Origin of the sequence: Methylocystis sp. (assembly GCF_051061225.1) — a bacterium.
Classification (GTDB): domain Bacteria; phylum Pseudomonadota; class Alphaproteobacteria; order Rhizobiales; family Beijerinckiaceae; genus Methylocystis.
The window spans coordinates 99,196-117,829 of record NZ_JBPFEB010000129.1; the positions used below are offsets into that span (position 1 = coordinate 99,196).

The 18,634-nt window shown below is 65.1% G+C and carries 7 protein-coding genes; 5 read left to right on the top strand and 2 right to left on the bottom strand.

The genetic code is table 11. The features are described 5' to 3' along the window. The first annotated feature begins 4 nt into the window (after window positions 1-4). The 5 genes from ACR652_RS22455 (at window position 5) to ACR652_RS22475 (ending at window position 16,208) form a co-directional block, all read left to right on the top strand. The gene (locus ACR652_RS22455) at window positions 5-5,629 is read left to right on the top strand and encodes an SDR family oxidoreductase (RefSeq protein WP_434508699.1); all 5,625 of its coding nucleotides are present in this window, start codon (window positions 5-7) and stop codon (window positions 5,627-5,629) included. After that, on the top strand, window positions 5,626-9,615 hold the full coding sequence (locus ACR652_RS22460) for a beta-ketoacyl synthase N-terminal-like domain-containing protein (RefSeq protein WP_434508700.1): 3,990 nt from the start codon (window positions 5,626-5,628) through the stop codon (window positions 9,613-9,615). The genes ACR652_RS22455 and ACR652_RS22460 overlap by 4 nt, the downstream gene beginning before the upstream one ends. A 43-nt stretch (window positions 9,616-9,658) precedes the next feature. Further along, window positions 9,659-13,255, top strand: a complete 3,597-nt coding sequence (locus tag ACR652_RS22465) for a hypothetical protein (protein ID WP_434508701.1) — start codon at window positions 9,659-9,661, stop codon at window positions 13,253-13,255. A gap of 22 nt (window positions 13,256-13,277) precedes the next feature. Then, on the top strand, window positions 13,278-14,735 hold the full coding sequence (locus ACR652_RS22470) for an FAD-dependent oxidoreductase (RefSeq protein WP_434508702.1): 1,458 nt from the start codon (window positions 13,278-13,280) through the stop codon (window positions 14,733-14,735). 171 nt (window positions 14,736-14,906) lie between these two features. Then, entirely contained in the window at window positions 14,907-16,208 is a 1,302-nt protein-coding gene (locus tag ACR652_RS22475; protein WP_434508703.1) for an FAD-dependent oxidoreductase, read from the top strand. A 67-nt stretch (window positions 16,209-16,275) separates the two neighbouring features. On the opposite strand, the gene ACR652_RS22480 is transcribed toward ACR652_RS22475, so the two are convergent. After that, window positions 16,276-17,451 carry a L,D-transpeptidase family protein gene (locus ACR652_RS22480; RefSeq protein ID WP_434508704.1) on the bottom strand — a complete coding sequence of 392 codons (1,176 nt, stop codon included), beginning with the start codon at window positions 17,449-17,451 and terminating at the stop codon, window positions 16,276-16,278. A 184-nt stretch (window positions 17,452-17,635) separates the two neighbouring features. After that, window positions 17,636-18,601, bottom strand: coding sequence for an acetyl-CoA carboxylase carboxyltransferase subunit alpha (locus ACR652_RS22485; RefSeq protein ID WP_434508705.1), 966 nt, complete (start codon window positions 18,599-18,601; stop codon window positions 17,636-17,638). Window positions 18,602-18,634 lie beyond the last annotated feature (33 nt).

Here is an 18,634-nt window from a genome sequence, read left to right on the forward strand (position 1 = left end):
AGCGATGCGTGATTATCTGGAGCGACCGCCAATCGCAATCGTCGGGGTCGGCGCGATGTTTCCCGGTCGCGGCGGCACCGTGGGTTTCTGGCGCGATCTGGTCGAGGGGAGAGACGCCATCACCGAAGTTCCTCCGACGCATTGGGCGGTGGAGGATTATTACGACCCCGATCCGAAGGCGCCCGACAAGACCTATTGTAAGCGCGGCGCCTTCATTCCGGCCTTTCCGTTCGACCCCGTCGAGTTCGGCGTTCCGCCGAATGTCATCGAGGCGACGGACACATTTCAGTTGCTCGCGCTCCACGTCGCCAAGGAAGTGATCGCCGAGGCTGGCAAGGCGCGCTTTGGCCATATCGACCGCGAGCGCACCAGCGTGGTCCTCGGCGTGGCCGTCGGCTCCGAACTCATGACGGATATGTCGGCGCGCCTCTTTCGCCCTGTTTGGCTGAAGGCGTTGCGCGAGGCGGGCGTCGGCGAAACCAAGGCGCTCGCGATTTGCGATCGGATCAGCTCCCATTTCGGCGAATGGCGGGAAAGCACATTTCCTGGCCTGCTCGGCAATGTCGTCGCCGGCCGGATCACCAATCGGCTCGATATTGGAGGGACAAATTTCACCGCCGACGCCGCCTGCGCCAGTTCGCTCGCCGCCTTGCGTCACGCGGTTCAGGAGCTTTGGCTCGGCGAGTCGGATCTCGTCCTCACCGGCGGGTCCGACGCGCTGAACAATATTTTCATGTATATGTGCTTTTCAAAGACGCCCGCGATGTCGCCGACGGGTGACTGCCGTCCCTTCTCGGAAAGCGCCGACGGCACCATTCTCGGCGAGGGCGCGGGCATCTTCGCCCTGCGTCGTCTCGCGGACGCGGAACGCGACGGCGACACCATCTACGCCGTGATCCGCGGCGTCGGCGCGTCCTCCGACGGGCGCGCCAACAGCGTCTACGCGCCGCGCGCCGAGGGCCAGGCGCTCGCCTTGAAGCGCGCTTATCAACAAGCAGGATATTCGCCCCGCTCGGTCGAGCTTGTCGAGGCTCACGGAACGGGAACCCGCGCGGGCGACGCGGCTGAGTTCGCGGGCCTTTCCGAAGTCTTCAAGGCGGCGGACCCTTCGGGCCGCCAGTGGTGCGCCCTCGGCTCGATCAAATCGCAGATCGGCCACACGAAGTCTGCGGCGGGCGCGGCGGGGCTGATGAAGGCGGTTCTCGCGCTGCATCACAAGGTTTTGCCGCCGACATTGAAAGCCGAGCGCCCAAGCGCCAAGCTCGGCGTCGAGACCTCGCCCTTCTACCTGATCACACAGGCCCGGCCATGGATTCATGCGCCGCTCGAGCCGCGCCGGGCTTCCGTCAGCTCCTTCGGTTTCGGGGGGAGCAACTTTCACGTGACGCTCGAGGAGTATCACGGACCCGCGCCAAAGCCGGCGAGATTTCGCGCATTCGCCGCCGAACTCGTTCTGCTCTCGGGCGACAGCGCCGCGGCTCTCGTTGAAAGAGCGAGATCCCTGGCGCAAAGCACGCAGCGCGACGACAGCCTGGCGCCTGCGGCCGCGAAAAGCTGCGGCGAATTCGACGCGACTGAGCCGCACCGCCTGGCTGTGGTCGCGTCGTCAGCGGCGGAGCTGCAATCGAGGATCGGCGAGGCTGTCCGCCAGATCGAAAAAGGAGCGGCCTTCGCGACTCCCGACGTCGCCTATGGGAGCGGCGCGCGCGCGACTGGCGCGATCGCCTTTCTTTTCTCCGGACAAGGCAGCCAATACCCGAATATGGGCGGCAGTCTCGCAATGGCCTTCGACGATGCTCGCAAGCCGTTTGACGACCTGGCCGGCGCTGCGCTCTTCGACGGCGAGTCGCTTCACGACATCGTCTTTCCAAAGTCAGCCGGTCGCGACGGGGACAGCGCTCGCCACGCTGCCGCGTTGACCGCAACGGAGAATGCGCAGCCCGCCATCGCCGCCGTCCAACTTGCGCATCTCGCGCTCTTGCGACGTCTTGGCGTCGCGCCGGACGCCGTCGCCGGGCATAGCTTCGGCGAAGTGATGGCGCTCCACGCGGCAGGCTGTTTCGACGCGCCGGCCGCCGTGCGACTGGCGCGTCAACGGGGCCTCGCGATGCGAGACGCCGCGCGCGGCGCCGAGGGCGCCATGCTGGCGGTGCAGCTCAATGTGGAGTCGGTTCGCGCCATGCTGGCGAAATCGAACTCGAAAGCGGTCATCGGAAACGATAACAGCCCCCGACAAGTGATCCTGTCGGGAAGCGTTGTCGACATCGAGATCGCCGCACGGGAGTTCGCCGCCGCGGGCGTCGACGTCAAGCAGCTTCCTGTCGCGACCGCCTTCCATTCGCCGATCGTCGCCGGCGCGGTCGACTCCATGCGACGCGCAATTGGAGCAATCGCCTTCGCCCCTCCATCCCTGCCTGTTTACGCCAACGCGACGGCGGCGCGTTATCCAGATCGAAGCGACGCGGCGGCGGAACAGCTCGCCCGCCAAATCGGCGAAGCCGTGCGGTTTCGGGAACTCGTCGAGACGATGTACCGCGACGGCGTCCGTACGTTCATCGAAATCGGGCCGGGTTCGATCCTGACGGGACTTGTCGGGCAGATTCTCGCCTCGAAAGAGCACCTCGCGCTTGCCCTCGACAACAAGCGCGCCGATGGCGTCGTGCAATTGCTGCGCTGCCTCGGCAGGCTCGCGGTCGCGGGCGTTCGCATGGACTTCACACTCTTGACGGAAGGCTGGCGCGGCTTGGCGGAGCCGCCTGTCCCCCCAAAGCACGCGGTTTGGCTTTGCGGCTCCAATCACAACAAGCCGCGTCCCACGAAACTTGCGGACGAACTGACTGCGCCGGAGCCGGTCGGCGGCGTCGAGGCCGCCCGCGACCAGGCGCCCGCCCAAGGCGATCAAGCCGACATGGCGGCCGCGCCGAGCCCGCTCGCCGCCGACGCGATCATGCCCTTGGAGCCGCTCGCGCGAGGCGCCGCTTCCGAACAGCGAGCGAACCAATCGACGGCGCCCGCGCGCGCGCCCTTTGACCGAGAGGGGCCTTTGAGCGTGCTCCAACCCCAATCCGAGGAGCCTGAAATGACGAGTGAAGAGATGTTGGCGTTGCGCGCCATGCAGGAGACCGCCGCTTTGGAGCATCGGCGCTTTCTGGAGACGATCTCTCAAGCCCATCTGAGTTTCCTGCAGCTTTGCGACTCCGCGGTGGCGCAGGCGCGGGAGCTGCGCACCGATCGCAGTGTCACGCTGACAAGCCACAACGACGCGGCCGCATTGCGCATTGCAGGCCCGGCGGACGACGCCCCGCGCCGCGCGGCAGGCGCTTCGGCGCCGCCCCTTGCGCTCCAACCACCGGCCGCGTCGGAGCGGCGCGCCGATATGGCGACCCCCGGCGCGCGGGACCTCGAGGAGGTGGCGGCGCTCGCCGACACTCCGGTTCCAATCGTCGAACCGACGCCGCCGCTGGCGGCGCCAACGCCCGCCACGGATATGCGCCTCGCCGAGATCGTTCGCGAGATCGTCGCCGAGAAGACCGGCTATCCCGCCGAGATGCTCGACATCGACATGGAGCTGGAGGCCGAACTCGGCGTCGACTCCATCAAGCAGGTGGAGATTCTCGCGGCCTTGCGCGAGCGTCTGCCCGCTGTGCCGGAAATCACTCCCGCGCGGCTCGCCGAGTTGCGGAGCCTGCGCCAGATCGCCGCCGCGCTGGGGGAATCGAGCCCGCAGGATGGCCCGGCGACGGCGCTCGCCGCCACGCCGGTTCCAATTGCCGAACCGACGCCGCCGCTGGCGGCCCCAACGCCCGCCACGGATATGCGCCTGGCCGAGATCGTTCGCGAGATCGTCGCCGAGAAGACCGGCTATCCCGCCGAGATGCTTGAGTTCGACATGGAGCTGGAGGCCGAACTCGGCGTCGACTCGATCAAGCAGGTCGAGATCCTCGCGGCCTTGCGCGAGCGTCTGCCGGATATGCCGGAAATCGCCCCCGCGCGGCTCGCGGAGTTGCGCAGCCTGCGCCAGATCGCCGCCGCGCTGGCGCCCGCCGGGACGCCGAACGGACGCTCAGCGGCGTCGCTTGGGAGCGAAGCGGATAACCTCGCGCGCAAAAGCGGGGTTTACCGCCAGATCGTTGTGCTCGAGGACCGCGCGGCCAGTGGACGGCCGATGCCCGGCTTCGGCGCCCGCGCGCGCATCGCCGTGACGGAGGATCATGTCCGGCTGGCCGAGGCCCTGGTGAGCGAGCTCAGCCAGCATGGCTTCGAGGCCGGAGTCGGACTTGCCGCACGCGACGACGCCTCCATCGTGATTTCCACGGCCGGTCTCGCGGATCACCTCGATCCGGAGTCCGTCCATCTCGCGGCGCTTCGGGCGGCTCGCGCCCTCGCGCCCCGTGTTGACGCGGGCGGCGCGGTATTCGTGACCCTGCAGGACACGGGCGGCCGCTTTGCGCGGGATCTGGAGTCAATCGAGCCGGCCTGGCGGAGCGGGTTGACGGGGCTGGTCAAAACCGCGCGGTTCGAATGGCCGGAGGCGGCGGTCAAGGCGATCGACGTCGAACGCGCCGGACAGTCCAACAAGGATGTGGCGCGGCGCGTCGTGGACGAACTGTTGCAGGGTGGCCCCGACATCGAGGTCGGTCTGCCGGCCAATGGCCAGCGGCTGGTTCCCGTCGTGAAAACCGCGCCCTTGGGCGAGATCGCCGCGCCGCGCCTGCGCGACGGGCTTGTTGTCGTGGCAAGCGGCGGCGGCCGGGGGGTGACCGCGGAATCGATCATCCGTCTCGCCGGCGCCGCCCGGATGCGCTTCGCATTGCTGGGCCGCACGGAGCTCGCCGAATGGCCAGCCGACATCGCGCCGGACGCGAAGCCCGCTGACATCCGCGCCATCCTCGCCAGACAAGCGGCGGCGAATGGCCAAAAGCCCAGTCCGCGCGAAATTGGCCGAGTGACGGACCGGCTGATCGCCTCGCGCGAGATCAGGGAGACGATGAAGCGCATCGAGGCGGCCGGATCCGAGGCGCTCTACAAGTCGGCCGACGTGGGCGACGAGGCCGCCGTCACACGCGCGCTAAACGAGATTCGCGGCGCCTGGGGGTCGATCAACGGGCTGGCGCACGGGGCCGGACTCCTCGCCGACAAATTGATCAAGGACAAGACCGACGAGCAGGCTTCGCTGGTGTTTCGCGCCAAGGCGGGCGGCCTCGCCGCGCTCATCGGCGCGCTGAGGGACGATCCTCTGGAATTCGTCACCTTGTTCTCCTCGATCGCGGCGCGCTACGGCAATCCGGGCCAGGCGGATTACGCGATGGCCAATGAAATCCTCAACCGTGTCGCATGGGTCCTGGCGAAGACGCGCCGCGCCTGCCGCGTGACCTCCATCAACTGGGGACCGTGGGAGGGCGGCATGGCGCACGACCTCATCCGCGCCCAATTTGCCGCGCGCGGCGTGCCGATCGCGCCGGTGAGCGTCGGCGCGGACGGCTTTGTGCGCGAGGTCGCGGGGGGCGACGGCCACGTCGAAATCGTCTTCGCCGGCCTCCCCGACACCGTCGAACGATCGAACGCGGCCGCACGTCCCGAATCCTATCCGCGCGTCGACGCGATCGCATTGGGGAGCGCGAACCGATGAGCTTCGTTCCAATCGCCATTGTGGGGCGCGGCCTGGTCTTGCCGGGCGCCCTCACGCCGGAAGCGTTCTGGGCGGCGATCCGCGAGGGACGCGATCTCGTGACCGAACGCCCGGAGGGCGACTGGCCCGATGAACCGGAAGCGTTCCGGCTGAGGCCCGGCGACCCCGACGCCGAGGACAAGACCGTGACCTTCCGACTGGGCGCGGTCACCGGCTTCGAATCCATCTTCGACGCGTCGGATTTCGGCTTGCCCGCCGAAACGATCCTCCAATTGGAGCCGGCGTTTCAATGGCTCCTTCATTCCGCGCGCGAGGCCGTTCGCGAAATACGCAGGCCAAATCTGCGCGGCGTGCGGAGCGCCGTGGTGGTCGGCAATCTGTCCTACCCCGTCCGCAAGTCGCTCGACCTCGCGCAAGGTTTCTGGCTCGATCCGATCCTTGAGAGGCTCGGCGTCACGCCCCCGCCGCGACCGACCGTCTCGCCGCTCAACCGATTCAGCTCGGGGCTGCCCGCGCATATGCTGGCGCGGGCGCTCGGGGCCGAGGGACCGGCGTTCTGTCTCGACGCCGCCTGCGCGTCCTCGCTCTATGCGCTCAAATATGCTTGCGATTATCTCGCAGACGGAAGCGTCGACGTGGCGCTGGCGACGGCGGTCAACGCCTGCGACAGCAATTTTCTCCACATTGGCTTCACCGCCTTGCGCGCTCTCAGTCCGACAGGAATGTCGCGACCCTTCAGCCAGCGCGCCGACGGTCTTCTCCCAGCCAAGGGCGCCGCCGCGATATGCCTGAAGCGCCTCGCGGACGCGGAGCGTGACGGCGACCGCATATTCGGCGTCATTCGAGGCGTCGGTCTGTCCAATGACGGCTCGCGAACGATTCTCAGCCCTGACAGCGACGGCCAGATTCGCGCGATGACGCGCGCCTATCGCGCCGCCGGCGTCGACCCGAAGTCGGTGAGCCTCGTGGAATGCCACGCGACCGGCACGCCCGTCGGAGACAAAACCGAGCTGAGGAGCCTCAAGGCCGTCTATGACGGCGTCAAGGACCTGCCGATCGGTTCGTTGAAGTCCAATCTGGGCCACCTCATCACGGTCGCCGGCCTGGCGGGCGTCGTGAAAGTGACGAGCGGCTTCGCCGCGCAAATCCGTCCCAAGAGCCTCAACGCCGAGGATCCCATCGCCGGATTCGAGGGAAGCGGGCTGCGCGTGCTGCAAGACGCGGAGCCATGGCCGGAGACGGAGCAGCCCCGGCGCGCGGGATTGAACAATTTCGGGTTCGGCGGCAACAACGCGCATGTCGTGCTCGAAGAGTATCGACCGGCGCGCGGTTTCGCATCCGCGCCGCGCGCCGCGCAACGCCTTCCCGCCGAGCCCGTTGAAATCGCGATATGCGGCTTGGGCGTGGTCGCGGGCGAAACACGCGGTCTCGAAGCGTTCACGCGCCAGCTGCTCGTGGACGAGATCGACGGCGCATCGACGCGGGCGGATTTCGCGCAGCTTCAATTGAGGGGGCTGCGTTTCCCGCCGAAGGAGCTTCAGGACGCGCTCGGCCAGCATGCCCTGATCTTCGAGGCGGCGCAGAGCGCGCTTCGTGGCGTGGCGTCGGTCGCGGATGAGCGCGCCGGCGTCTTCATCGGTATGGGCTGCGACGTGGACGCCGCGCGTTCGGGAATGAGGTTGCGCGTCAAATCGAGTCTGAAGGCGGCCGGGATCAGCCCGAGCGAACCGCTCGTCGAGAAGATCAAGGAGGCGATCGGCGGCGCCCGAGGCGCGCAAATTCCCCTCTCCTCCATGCCCAATCTGCCGGCCAATCGCATCAATGCGCAAACCGGCTGGAAGGGCGTTGGCTTCACCGTCTCGGGGGAGGAATTGTCGGGCCTCGTCGCCGTCGAACTGGCGGCGCGCGCCCTGGCGCAAGATGAACTCGACCTCGCGCTCGCCGGAGCGGTGGACCTTTCCTTCGAGCCGGTTCATCTCGAAGCCGCCAGACAGGTCCTGCCCCAATCCAGGCGGGCGCCGGGCGACGCCGCGATCGCCCTGGTTCTCAAGCGCCGCGCCGACGCGGAGCGTTGCGGCGACCCGATTTACGCGACGCTTGTCCTGTCGCCTTCCTCGGACACCCACCCCGCCGAGACCATCGACATCGATGATCAACCGACGCGCGCGTCCGAACGCTTCGGACATGCGCACGCCGCGTCGGGCCTTGTCGATCTCGTCGCGGAAATCGCGCGGATCAAGGCCAGGACGTGCGTCTCAGGCACAAAACGCGTTCCCATCCTCGCGCCGGCGGGGCAACCGGCGGCAAGGTTCCGCAGGCGATCCTTTACGGGTCAGAGCCATGAACTGACAATCGTCGAAGCGCCGGCGGCTCCGTTACAGGGTTCGTTGCCTCAGGCGCCCTGCCTGTTTTTCTCGGCCGCCGATTCGTTTTCGGATTTGAGCCGCCGTCTCGCCCGGCGCGAGCCGGCGACCGAGGGCTCGGTTCGGATCGCCATTCTGGCGACCGGCCCGGCGCAACTCGCCGAGCGGATCGAGCTCGCGTCGAGGATGCTGGCGTTTGGAAAACGACCCGCCGGACCCGGCGTCCATTTCGGCGACGCCGTCAAGGCCGGCGACGTCGCCTTTGTCTATTCCGAGCTGGGCGCCGCCTACAGCGGGGCGTATCGACCGCTGCTCGACGCCTTCCCCGAAATCGTCGATCGCAAGATGCGCCACGTGGAAGGCTGCGCGCGCGAGGCTTTCCTCGCCTATGCCGATCCTGATCGTCCTCTCGATAGCGCATTGGCGAGCGCCCATATCGGCGCCTTTCACGCATTCCTCGCCACCGCTGTCGCCCGGGAGATCCTCGGGCTCGCGCCGCAAGCGGCCCTGGGGCTCTCGATGGGCGAATCCAATATGCTCGCCGCCATGGGGGCGTGGGAGGAGCCGAGCGGCGTCATGTCGGCGCTCATTCGATCTGGCTTCTACAGCGACGTGGCGGCGAACTATTCAGCCGTCGCCCAGTCCTGGAAGCTCGCCCCAGGCGACGCGATCGACTGGCAGAACTGGTGGGTGCGGGCGCCGATCGAGGACGCGCGCGCGGCGCTGGACGGTCTCGATCGCGCCTATCTGTTGATCGTGATGTCTCCGGAAAGCTGCGTGATCGGCGGCGACGCGGCCGCCTGCGCGATCTATGCGCAACGGATCGGCCTCCATCGCATGGTGCTCACCGACAGCAAAGCCGCGCTCCATTGCTCGGCCGCGCAACCGCTCGCGGCGGCCTATCGTCAGGCCCATCTCAGCAAGCTTCGCAAAATTCCGGGAGTAAGATTTTATTTCAACGCCGTCCAAGGGGCGGTCGATCTGGAGGAGAACGTCGTTGCTGATCTGCTTGCGCGCCAGGCGGTGGAATGCGTCGATCTGCGGCCGACCGTCCTGCGCGCCTATGCGGACGGGGTCCGCGTGTTTGTCGAAATCGGACCGCGCGCCGCGATCAGCCAATCCATCTCGGACATCCTCGGCGAGCGGCGGCCGCTTTCGCTGTCGCTTGATCAAAAAGGCGCCAAGCCGCTCGTCGCCTTGACGCGCGCCGCCGCGAGCCTGTTCGCGGCGGGCGTGAAGATTGACTTGAGGCTTTTGGCTGAACGTCTCGCGACCTTGCGCGGCGACGCCACGGCCAAACCGGCGCAAGGCGATCAAAAGCTTCGCTTGCCGGTTCACCTGCAAGCGGTGGCGCGTGGTCTGGCCGCAGTGTCGATAGACGACGAGGATGTCCGCCGGACGGAAACCGCCAGCGCGCCGTCATCACGACAATTCGCCCCGGAACCGGCGACGGGCGCGCCGCCGCTCTCCTCTGTTTCACAGTTGCTGAACGAGCCCTCGTTCACAAGCTCGCTGAGAGAGAGCCGCCGCAATCGTCTTGTCCCCTCTTCAAGCCCCGTCCCTCTTCTCCGTCCTCCTTCGGCGATTTTGGGGAGCCGCAAGAGTCAGGCGAAAGCGCCGTAGCCTGGGTCGGCGCGGCCTCGCCCATCCTCTCTGGGAGAAACTCATGACCGTTTCGGTGAAACCCAATCCCAATATCGCCGGGAAGGCCGCCGAGCCCTTCCCCGAACTTTCGCCGACAGGCTTGCAGCTCACGCGAGAGCAATTGGAGTTTGCCGGGCGCGGCCCGCTTTCGGAAGTGTTCGGCCCGCTCTTCCGGCAACAGGACTCCTATGAGCGGGTGTGCCGTATGCCCTGCCCGCCCTTGCTCCTCGCCGATCGCGTGACCGGACTCGCCGGGCAGCCCGGCTCCATGGGCCAGGGGGTCATCTGGACGGAGACCGACGTCAAGGCCGACGCCTGGTATCTCCACAATGGCCGGATGCCGCCGGGCGTGACGATTGAGGCCGGGCAAGCCGACTTGATGCTGATCTCGTGGCTCGGCGTCGATTTCCACAACCGCTCCGAGCGGGTCTACCGCCTCCTCGGCTGCGAATTGACCTTTCACACCTCCTACCTGCCGAAGGTCGGCGACACGATCCGATACCAGATCCACATTGACGGCCACGCGCAGATCGGAGGCACGCGGCTTTTCTTCTTCCGCTACGACTCGCGCGTCGGCGATCAGCTTCTAAGTTCCGTGCGCAACGGCCAGGCGGGCTTTTTCGCCGACGCGGAGCTCGCGGCCTCGGCCGGCGTCCTGTGGACTGCCGAAGACGACCGGCCCAAGGCGGACGCGCAACTCGACGCGCCGCCGCGCCTCACCAAAAAGCGTCGCTTCTCCACCGCCGAGATCGAAGCCTTCGCCCAGGGCGACGCCTATGCATGCTTCGGCGAAGGTTTCGAGATGGCCGCGCCGCACACGCGCACGCCCACGATCGGCAAGGGGCGCATGCGCCTTTTCGACAGAGTCGTCGATTTCGATCCGCATGGCGGTCCCTGGGGTCGCGGCTATTTGCGCGCCGAATATGACGCGCCCGTGGATGCGTGGTTTTACGCCGGCCATTTCCATAATGATCCGTGCATGCCCGGCACGCTGATGGCCGAGGCGGCCGCGCAAGCGCTCGAATTCTATATGGCCGCGCTCGGATTCACGATCGACAGGGATGGCTGGATTTTTGCTCCCGTGGCGGCCGAGGCTTACAAATTCATCTGTCGCGGGCAGGTCACGCCCGACCGCGCACATCTGATCACCTACGAAGTTTTCATCGAGGAAATCATAGCCGGCGAGCGGCCGACCATCCACGCCGCCCTGCTGGCGCGCAGCGACGGCCACAAGGTGTTTCTCGCTCGCCGATTTGGCGTCCGTCTCGTCCCGGACTGGCCGTTGAACGAGCAACGACTGTTGGCGCCCAGCGTCGCGCCCAAAAGGATTGTCTCTCCGACGGGCGACGTGCCGGGCGATTTCGAGTCGCTGCTCGCGACCGCCACAGGCAAGCCATCCGACGCCTTCGGCGCGCTCTACAGGCCCTTCGACGAGGGACTGCGCGTCGCGCGGCTGCCGAGCCCGCCCTATCACTTCATGTCGGAAGTTGTTTGCGTGGATTGTCCGCCCGGCCTTCCCACTCCTGGCGGCAAAGTCGTCGTTGAATACCGCCCTCCAGCGGACGCCTGGTATTTCCGTGACGGCGGCAATGGGGAGATGCCCTTCGCCGTGCTCATGGAGACCGTGTTGCAGCCTTGCGGCTGGCTTGCGTCTTACATGGGATTCTCCAAGGCGTCGGTTTCGTTTCGCAATCTGGACGGAAGCCGCGCCACGATCCATCAGCCGGTGACGGCGCACACTGGCGCGTTGCGCACGACAGTGACGTTCGAGCGCTACGCCGCCGCCGGGCCGACAACGATCGTGTTTTTTTCACTCGTCTGCGAGTGCAGCTCCGGCCGGGTCATGACGCTCGAGACCTCCTTCGGCTATTTTTCGAGCGACGCGCTCGCCAATCAGAAAGGTCTCCCGGTTTCGCCGGCGCATCGCGCGCGTCTCGAGGCGCCAAGCGAGATTTCCGACCAGCTCGACTCGGCCTCGCAACTCCGTCGCGAAGGGCGCCCGTCACTGCCGGGCGGACGCTTCAACCTCATCGATGGGGTGACGGGATTCTGGCCGCGCGGGGGAGCCGCAGGGCTCGGCGCCATTCGCGGGCGGCAGAAAATTGATCCGCGCGCCTGGTATTTCAAGGCGCATTTCTTCCAGGACCCCGTACAGCCGGGCTCGATTGGCCTCGAAAACTTGATCAGCCTGGCCAAGGCCGCCGCCTTGCTGCTGGAACTCGACACGGGCGTCGCCAACCCGGTCTTCGTGGCGCCCGCGCGTGAGCATGCGTTTCTTTGGAAGTTTCGCGGCCAGGTGCTGCCGACGTCTCGTGAAGTCACGAGCGAAGTCGAGATCCGCAGCGTCACCGTCGATAGCGGCGTCGTGACGCTGGTGGTTGACGGCGATCTGTGGGTCGATGGCGTACGCATCTATGAATTGCGGGATCTCGCGCTTCAAATTCGATCTGGCGCAAGGAATCTTGGCGGCCCGACCGGGCGCCGGGAAAAAAGCGTGGATATCGAGGCGCAGCCCTGGCTCTCCGGCCATTGCCCGACTTATGGCGCCCCCGCCTTTCCGCTTCTCGGCGTCGTTGGCGCGCTGGCGACGACGGCGCGCGCCGGGGGACCACGCAAAAAGCTGACCGCCCTGAGCAATTTGGAACTCTACCGATGGATGCGTCTCGACCAGGGTCCCATCGCGCTGTGCTTTGAAACGCTGCGCATCGACGGCGACAACCTGTGGACCGACATCCGCCTCGACATGGATGAAGGCGGAGGCCCGCAGAAACTCCGCGTCGGTCGCGTGATCGAGACCTACGCGGAGGATTATTTGCCAGCCCCGGCGCTCTGGCCGGGCCCCATTGGCGGCGCGCCATTCGATCCTTACGAGCAGGGGGGCCTGTTTCACACCGAAGCGTTCATGCGCGCCGAAGGTTTCATCCGGGACAGCACGTGCTCGGCCTATGACGTCGACGTCGAAAGCGCGCTTGACGCCGCCCAGGGCGATATCTCCCTTCTCCTCGACAGCACTGCGCATGGCGTGCCTTATGGAACGCTCGCGGTGTGGTTCGCTGTTCCGCAAAGCGGCGTCTGCAGCCTGCCGCGACGCATCGACACCTTGCAATTTTACGCGAGCCTGCCGGCCTCTGGCCGCTTGCGCGTCGTCACCAGGGCTTTGGACATGCAATCCGCGCGCACGCCGCGCTGCGAGATCCAGGTCCAGCACGACGGTCGCGTTCTCTTCCAATATCTGCTCGCCACCGCGCTCTTGCCAGCTTTCGGCGCCAGCATGGCCGCCGAACATTGGCGCGACTTCCTCCTGCGGGGCCGTTGGGCGCCCGGCGGTCATTGCGCGGAAATCGAAGCAAATCGCACCCGATTCTCGATCGAGCGGTTGAAAGCGCTCAACTGGTTCCCCGGAACACTGGAACGTCTCTACGGGGCGTCCGGCGATCCCGGGGCCATCGTCGAGGCGGTCGCGGTCAAGGACCACTTCGCCCACAAGTTCAAAGTCCATCCGAGCCGCGTCGAGATTGGCGGCCAAACGGTTCGCGTGGCGGATCAGGCGCTCTCATTGCACGACCTCGTCGCGCGGCGCTGGATCACCGCGGATATTTTCGAAATCGCGGATCGATAAGCCATCCAGAAGGGCGCAAGCGATGATTGAGAACCAGATCGCAGTCGCGAAGAAGCACCCGGACATCGGGGATCGCATCTGTATCGTCGGCGCCGGCGCCGCAGGCGTTTACATGGCTTATCTGTTGAAGCAGCGAGGATATAAAAACGTCACGGTGCTCGAAAAGGAAAACAGGATCGGCGGACAATGCCATACGAAGGTTTTTCATGGCGTTCCACATGAGCTTGGCGCCAGCATGGGGAACGCGTCGTATGAAGATCTGGTTCGTCTCAATGAAGACCTGAAACTCGACGAATTGGTGCAAAATCCGGACGAACGGAACATCCACGTCTTTCAAGGCGAGGTCCATCTGCTCGAAGATCTCGTTTTGGGGCTTCACAACCAGGCGGGGTTGACGCAAACTCTGCTCAGACCCTGGAAAAGGCTGCAGTTTTTCCAAAGTTGTCTGAAATATATCCGGATACATGAAAAAATTTTCGGGACCTCGAAATATGTCTACGGCAGCCGTCCAACCGTCAATGACGTCAACATGACGTTTCACGCATTTCTGAAAAAACACCATCTGCTCAATTTGACGAATTTCTTCAGATTTCTGTTCTCCACTCAATACGGCCACCTCGAAACAACTCCAGCTTTGTACGGGCTCTGGTGGTGCACCCCGAAAATGGTCAGAGCGGTCATAGAACCGATGGGCAGGAAGCGCCCGACATTCCTGTTCAGGCTAAAAAGCGGCTATCAGCCATTCTTTGAGAAACTGGCGCTCAAGAGCGAGGCTGACATTCTCCTCGGCTATCAGGTCGACTCCATCGAGCGCAAACAAACGATCCGGGTGAACGGGAAACATCAATCCAGGCCCCGAACGCTGGAGTTTGATTTCCTCATCATGGCGTGCTCGGCCAAACAGGCGCTTGCGTGTCTCGATTGCACGGAGGCAGAGAGGGATATCTTCTCGAAGCTGGAATATACCTATCCGGCGATGACTGTTTTCACATCAAAGACCAATACGAGTCTCCTCCAGGGCGCCGGTTGTATCTGGTTCGATATGGCGATCCCCGGAGCCTCTCCCCACAAGGGCGTGGTCAATCTCGTCAAGGAGCTTGCCAACTATTACAATATCGAAGCTGTCAATGACCAGAACGTCCCTGAGAGAGTTTATGTGACGTTCCAACATTCAGAGCGCGGAGAAGGACCGGGGAACGAAGAGGAGCTCAACCGTGCTCTCATAGCGGATCTCGTCCGCAAGGGTTTTGGAGAGCCCGAAATCCTCTATCAATGTCGTTGGCGCTATTTTCCCGCCTTCCGTCAGGACGCGATAGATGAGGGCTATCCCTGGAAGATCACGGAAATGCAGGGCGAGAACAACACCTGGCATATCGGAAGCTCTGCTTGCTTCGAGTCGGTCAAGGACGTGATGAACTATAATCAGATGCTCGTCGCCACGTTGCTTCCCAAAGGCGAATGCGTTGACGGTCAGAGATGACCGCCCCTTAGTTTGACGCGACAGGGCATCCTCGTCCGGGAGGCGAAGCCCTACGCTTCTCTGGCTTTTATCCGCATGGAAGGCCGCACGTCCCGATCTCTTGAGCATGACAGACCGGAGCGAGCGCTGAGCGCGGAAATAGCAGACCACTGGCGTTGAAAAGGCAAACAGATGATGGCCGCGAGGATGCAGGGAGACTCCAGAGAATGTGACGTCGTCGTCATTGGCGGCGGCTTCGCGGGGCTGTCAATATCGTTGCTTCTGAAACAAAGAGGCCTGAAGTCCGTCATCCTCGAAAAGTCGGAGCGCGTCGGCGGCAAGTCGCGGACGCTCAACCTGCATGGCAATGTCATCGAACTTGGAACGTGCTTCACCGCGCGTGATTATCGCGATGTCGTTGCGCTCGCAGAGCAATATGGCGTCCGCACCCAGCCGCTGGGTCGCGCCAGCGCAAGCCCGGAGAGCGTGCTGGGCGCTCTTTACACCAAGCGCATTGCAACGCGTTTTAACAGTTTATCGCGAATGATCGCGATCATGAGCAGCCTTCAACGGTACGCGCGAGAGCGGCGAAAGGCGCTCGCCCGTTTCGACGCGCGCGTCGCTTCGGAATACGCCGCGCTGGCCATGCCGGCCCTGGACTGGCTGAGACGGCATCGCTGTCAAGCGCTCGAGCCGGTCTTCCTCGGCGTGGGCGACGTCTATGGATATGGGCCAATGAAGACGATGCCAGCGCTCTACGCCCTGCGTTGGGTGACGCCCGAAATGGTCATCACCGCCTTCACCTCGACAGCGAAACGCCTCGACGTCGGATTTGGCGAATTGGCGGAGCGTATCGCGGAGGAGACGGAGATCTGGCGATCTCAGACGCTCACCCACGCGTCCCGAACTCCAAATGGCGCATGGTCGCTGTCCACGCCAGGCAATTCGTTCAACGCCCGGCATGTGGTTGTTGCTTGCGCGCCCAAATCCTCCGAGCTCCTCGAGCTGTTCGATCCGACACGGCGTCGAATCATCGAGAACCATGTCGTCTCCACTCCTTATTTCTCAGTGTTGGTGAAGGCGGCCCATTGGTTTACGAACGCTCGTCGCGCCTTTCTCCGAGCCGGCGACCACAGAGACCAGCTCATGATCGCGCGCAATGATGGGCCGGCTGATGACGGCGGAAGTTATTACGTTTGCTTTCTCTGCCCCACGATCGCCGACACGTCACATATCGAAGCAATCCTCGATCGCGCCATCGCCCGGGACGGCGGCGTTTTGCGGGAGATTGTCGAGATTCGGGGCTGGGGCGACTACATGTCCCGTCTCGATGCGGATGCGATCGGTTGCGGGAGCTACGCCACCCTGGAGGATCTTCAGGGAGCCGAAAATGTCTGGCTATCGAATTCAATCCTCGCGCATGAAAACTGGCGCGATCTCCTTGCCCTGAACAAGAGGATCACGGACGCGATCTGTGCGGCGTCGCAAGCATAGGCTGTTCAAGAGCACCCCGCATGGGGAAGCTGCGATTCTCGTCCAGCAGGAGCGCCCGGCCGCGGGGCTATTTCTTTGCGTTGGCCGCGCGCTTGATCGAGGACGTGGGGCCGTCGTCGGCGGCCAGCGCGGACATCTCGCGTCGCGGATCGGACGCGAAGGCATGGGCGCCGCCCGCTGTTTCGGCGATGCGCGTCTGGGCCGCCGCCTTCGCCGCCGCCATGGTGACGACCGGCGATTTGGCGGCAAGCTGGGTCGCCTTGCCGCCCGCCGGCCGCGCCGCCTTGTCGGCGATGGCGATTTCTTCCGGCGGCGCCAACGCTTCCGGACGGCTCGCCTCGGCGACCTTCGAGAAGAAGGCCGGATGCATGCCGCCGTCCTGATAGACCACGCGCACCGGGCTCACGGTCTGCGACAGTTCGGCGATCTTCTCTTCGTCCTTCGACGCCTTGGCGGAGACGCTGGCGACGATCTCGGGGTCCTGCTTCAGCGGCGGGCAGGCGGAGATCGGATCGGCCTGGCCGTCGATCGTGGCGTTGAAGACATAGCGCCGGCCGCAATAGGCGACCTGCGGCTCCTCCCTCGTCACCTCGAAATGGTCGTTGCCTTCCTTGAGGTTCTTCCAGAAGCCAATATTCGGATCGAGACGGTGCTTGGCCAGATTTTCCGCCGTCATGCGGAAGGGGTAGGACTGCATCTGGATCGCCTGCTGGCCGCCGTTGAAGGACGAGCGCGCAATGGCGTAAATCTCGGCGATCTGCGCGTCCGTCATGGAGAAACAGCCGGCCGACGAACAGGCGCCATGCACCATGATGGTGCCGCCCGTGTGTCCCAGCGCCCGGTCGAGCTGATTGGGATAGCCGACGTTGAACGACAGATAATAGGACGAATTGGGGTTCATCTGCGCCGGCGTGATCGAATAGAAGCCCTCCGGCACCTGACGGTCGCCCTCGCGGGTCTTGGGGCCGAGCTGGCCCGACCAGCGGCACATGGGGAAGGTCTTGAGGTGCGTATATTTGCCGTCCGCCCCCATCTTCCAGATTTCGAGCTCCGCCTCCTTCTTGTAGGCGCGGATCAGCATCGGCGCTTCTTTCGTCGTGCCGACTTTCTCCATGAGCGCCACGGTTTCGGGCGGTATGGGCGCGAGCGAGCGATGCGACAGGCCGCTGTCCTGGCAGGCGGCGAGCGAAAGCGCGGCGAGAGCGGCGGCGGCCAGGGCCGGCTTCAGGACCGAAAATTTCATGCGCTCAAGCTCCCCTCTCGCCCAGCCCCGTCCGGATCGCAGGTCGCGCCAGGCGCGCCGCTGCAAGCATCCAGCCGGCTCGGAGCCTCCCAGGCCATCTAGCGGGCTAGACCCGACTTGGGGCAAGAAAGTGTCCAAACCGTCGCCCGACAAGCGGAAACGGGAGAATTTTACGCTTGTTTCGTTAACGCTTCTCGTCCAGCCGACGGCCCATGTTAAGGAATTTTTCGGCTCGGGCGGCGCGAAGCTGCTCGCGGGAGAGATTGGTCAGGCGCGACAATTCGGTCCAGACCGCGTCGCCGACGGCCGTGATCGCGGCTTCCGGATCACGATGGGCGCCCCCGGCCGGCTCGGCCACGATCACGTCGATGATGCCGAACTTCAGGAGGTCCTGCGCCGTGATCTTCATGCTGGTGGCCGCGTCCTGCGCCCTGGCCGAATCGCGCCACAGGATCGAGGCCGAAGCCTCGGGCGAGGCGACCGTATAGACGGCGTGCTCCAGCATCAGCACCTTGTTGGCGGCGGCGATAGCGATGGCGCCGCCAGAGCCCCCCTCCCCCACCACGACGGCCACGTTCGGCACGCCGAGCGACAGGGAGGCGTCGGTCGAGCGGGCGATGGCCTCGGCCTGTCCGCGCTCCTCGGCGTCGATGCCCGGAAAGGCGCCGGCCGTGTCGACCAGCGAAATCACCGGCAGCCCGAAGCGGTCGGCGAGCTCCATGAGGCGCACGGCCTTGCGATAGCCCTCCGGCCGCGCCATGCCGAAATTGTGATGGAGCCGGCTCGCGGTGTCGGAGCCCTTCTCCTGCCCGATGACGCAGACCGGCTCGCCGCGGAACCGGCCGAAGCCGCCGACGATCGCCGAGTCCTCGCCGAAGAAGCGATCCCCCGCGAGCGGCGTGAACTCGGTGATGAGCTGCTTCACGTAATCCGAGAAATGCGGCCGCTGCGAATGCCGGGCGACCTGAATCTTCTGCCAGGGCGTGAGCGTTGCGTAGAGATCGGCGAGCGCCTTGGCGGCCTTGGCTTCGAGCTTGGTCAGCTCCTCGGAGATGGAGACGCCCTCGCCGCCCTCGGCCAGCGCGCGCAGTTCCTCCACCTTGGTTTCGAGCTCGGCGACAGGCTTTTCGAAATCGAGATAGGAGCGCATGGGCGAGGGGATGTCCTGATGATCGACGCGGCC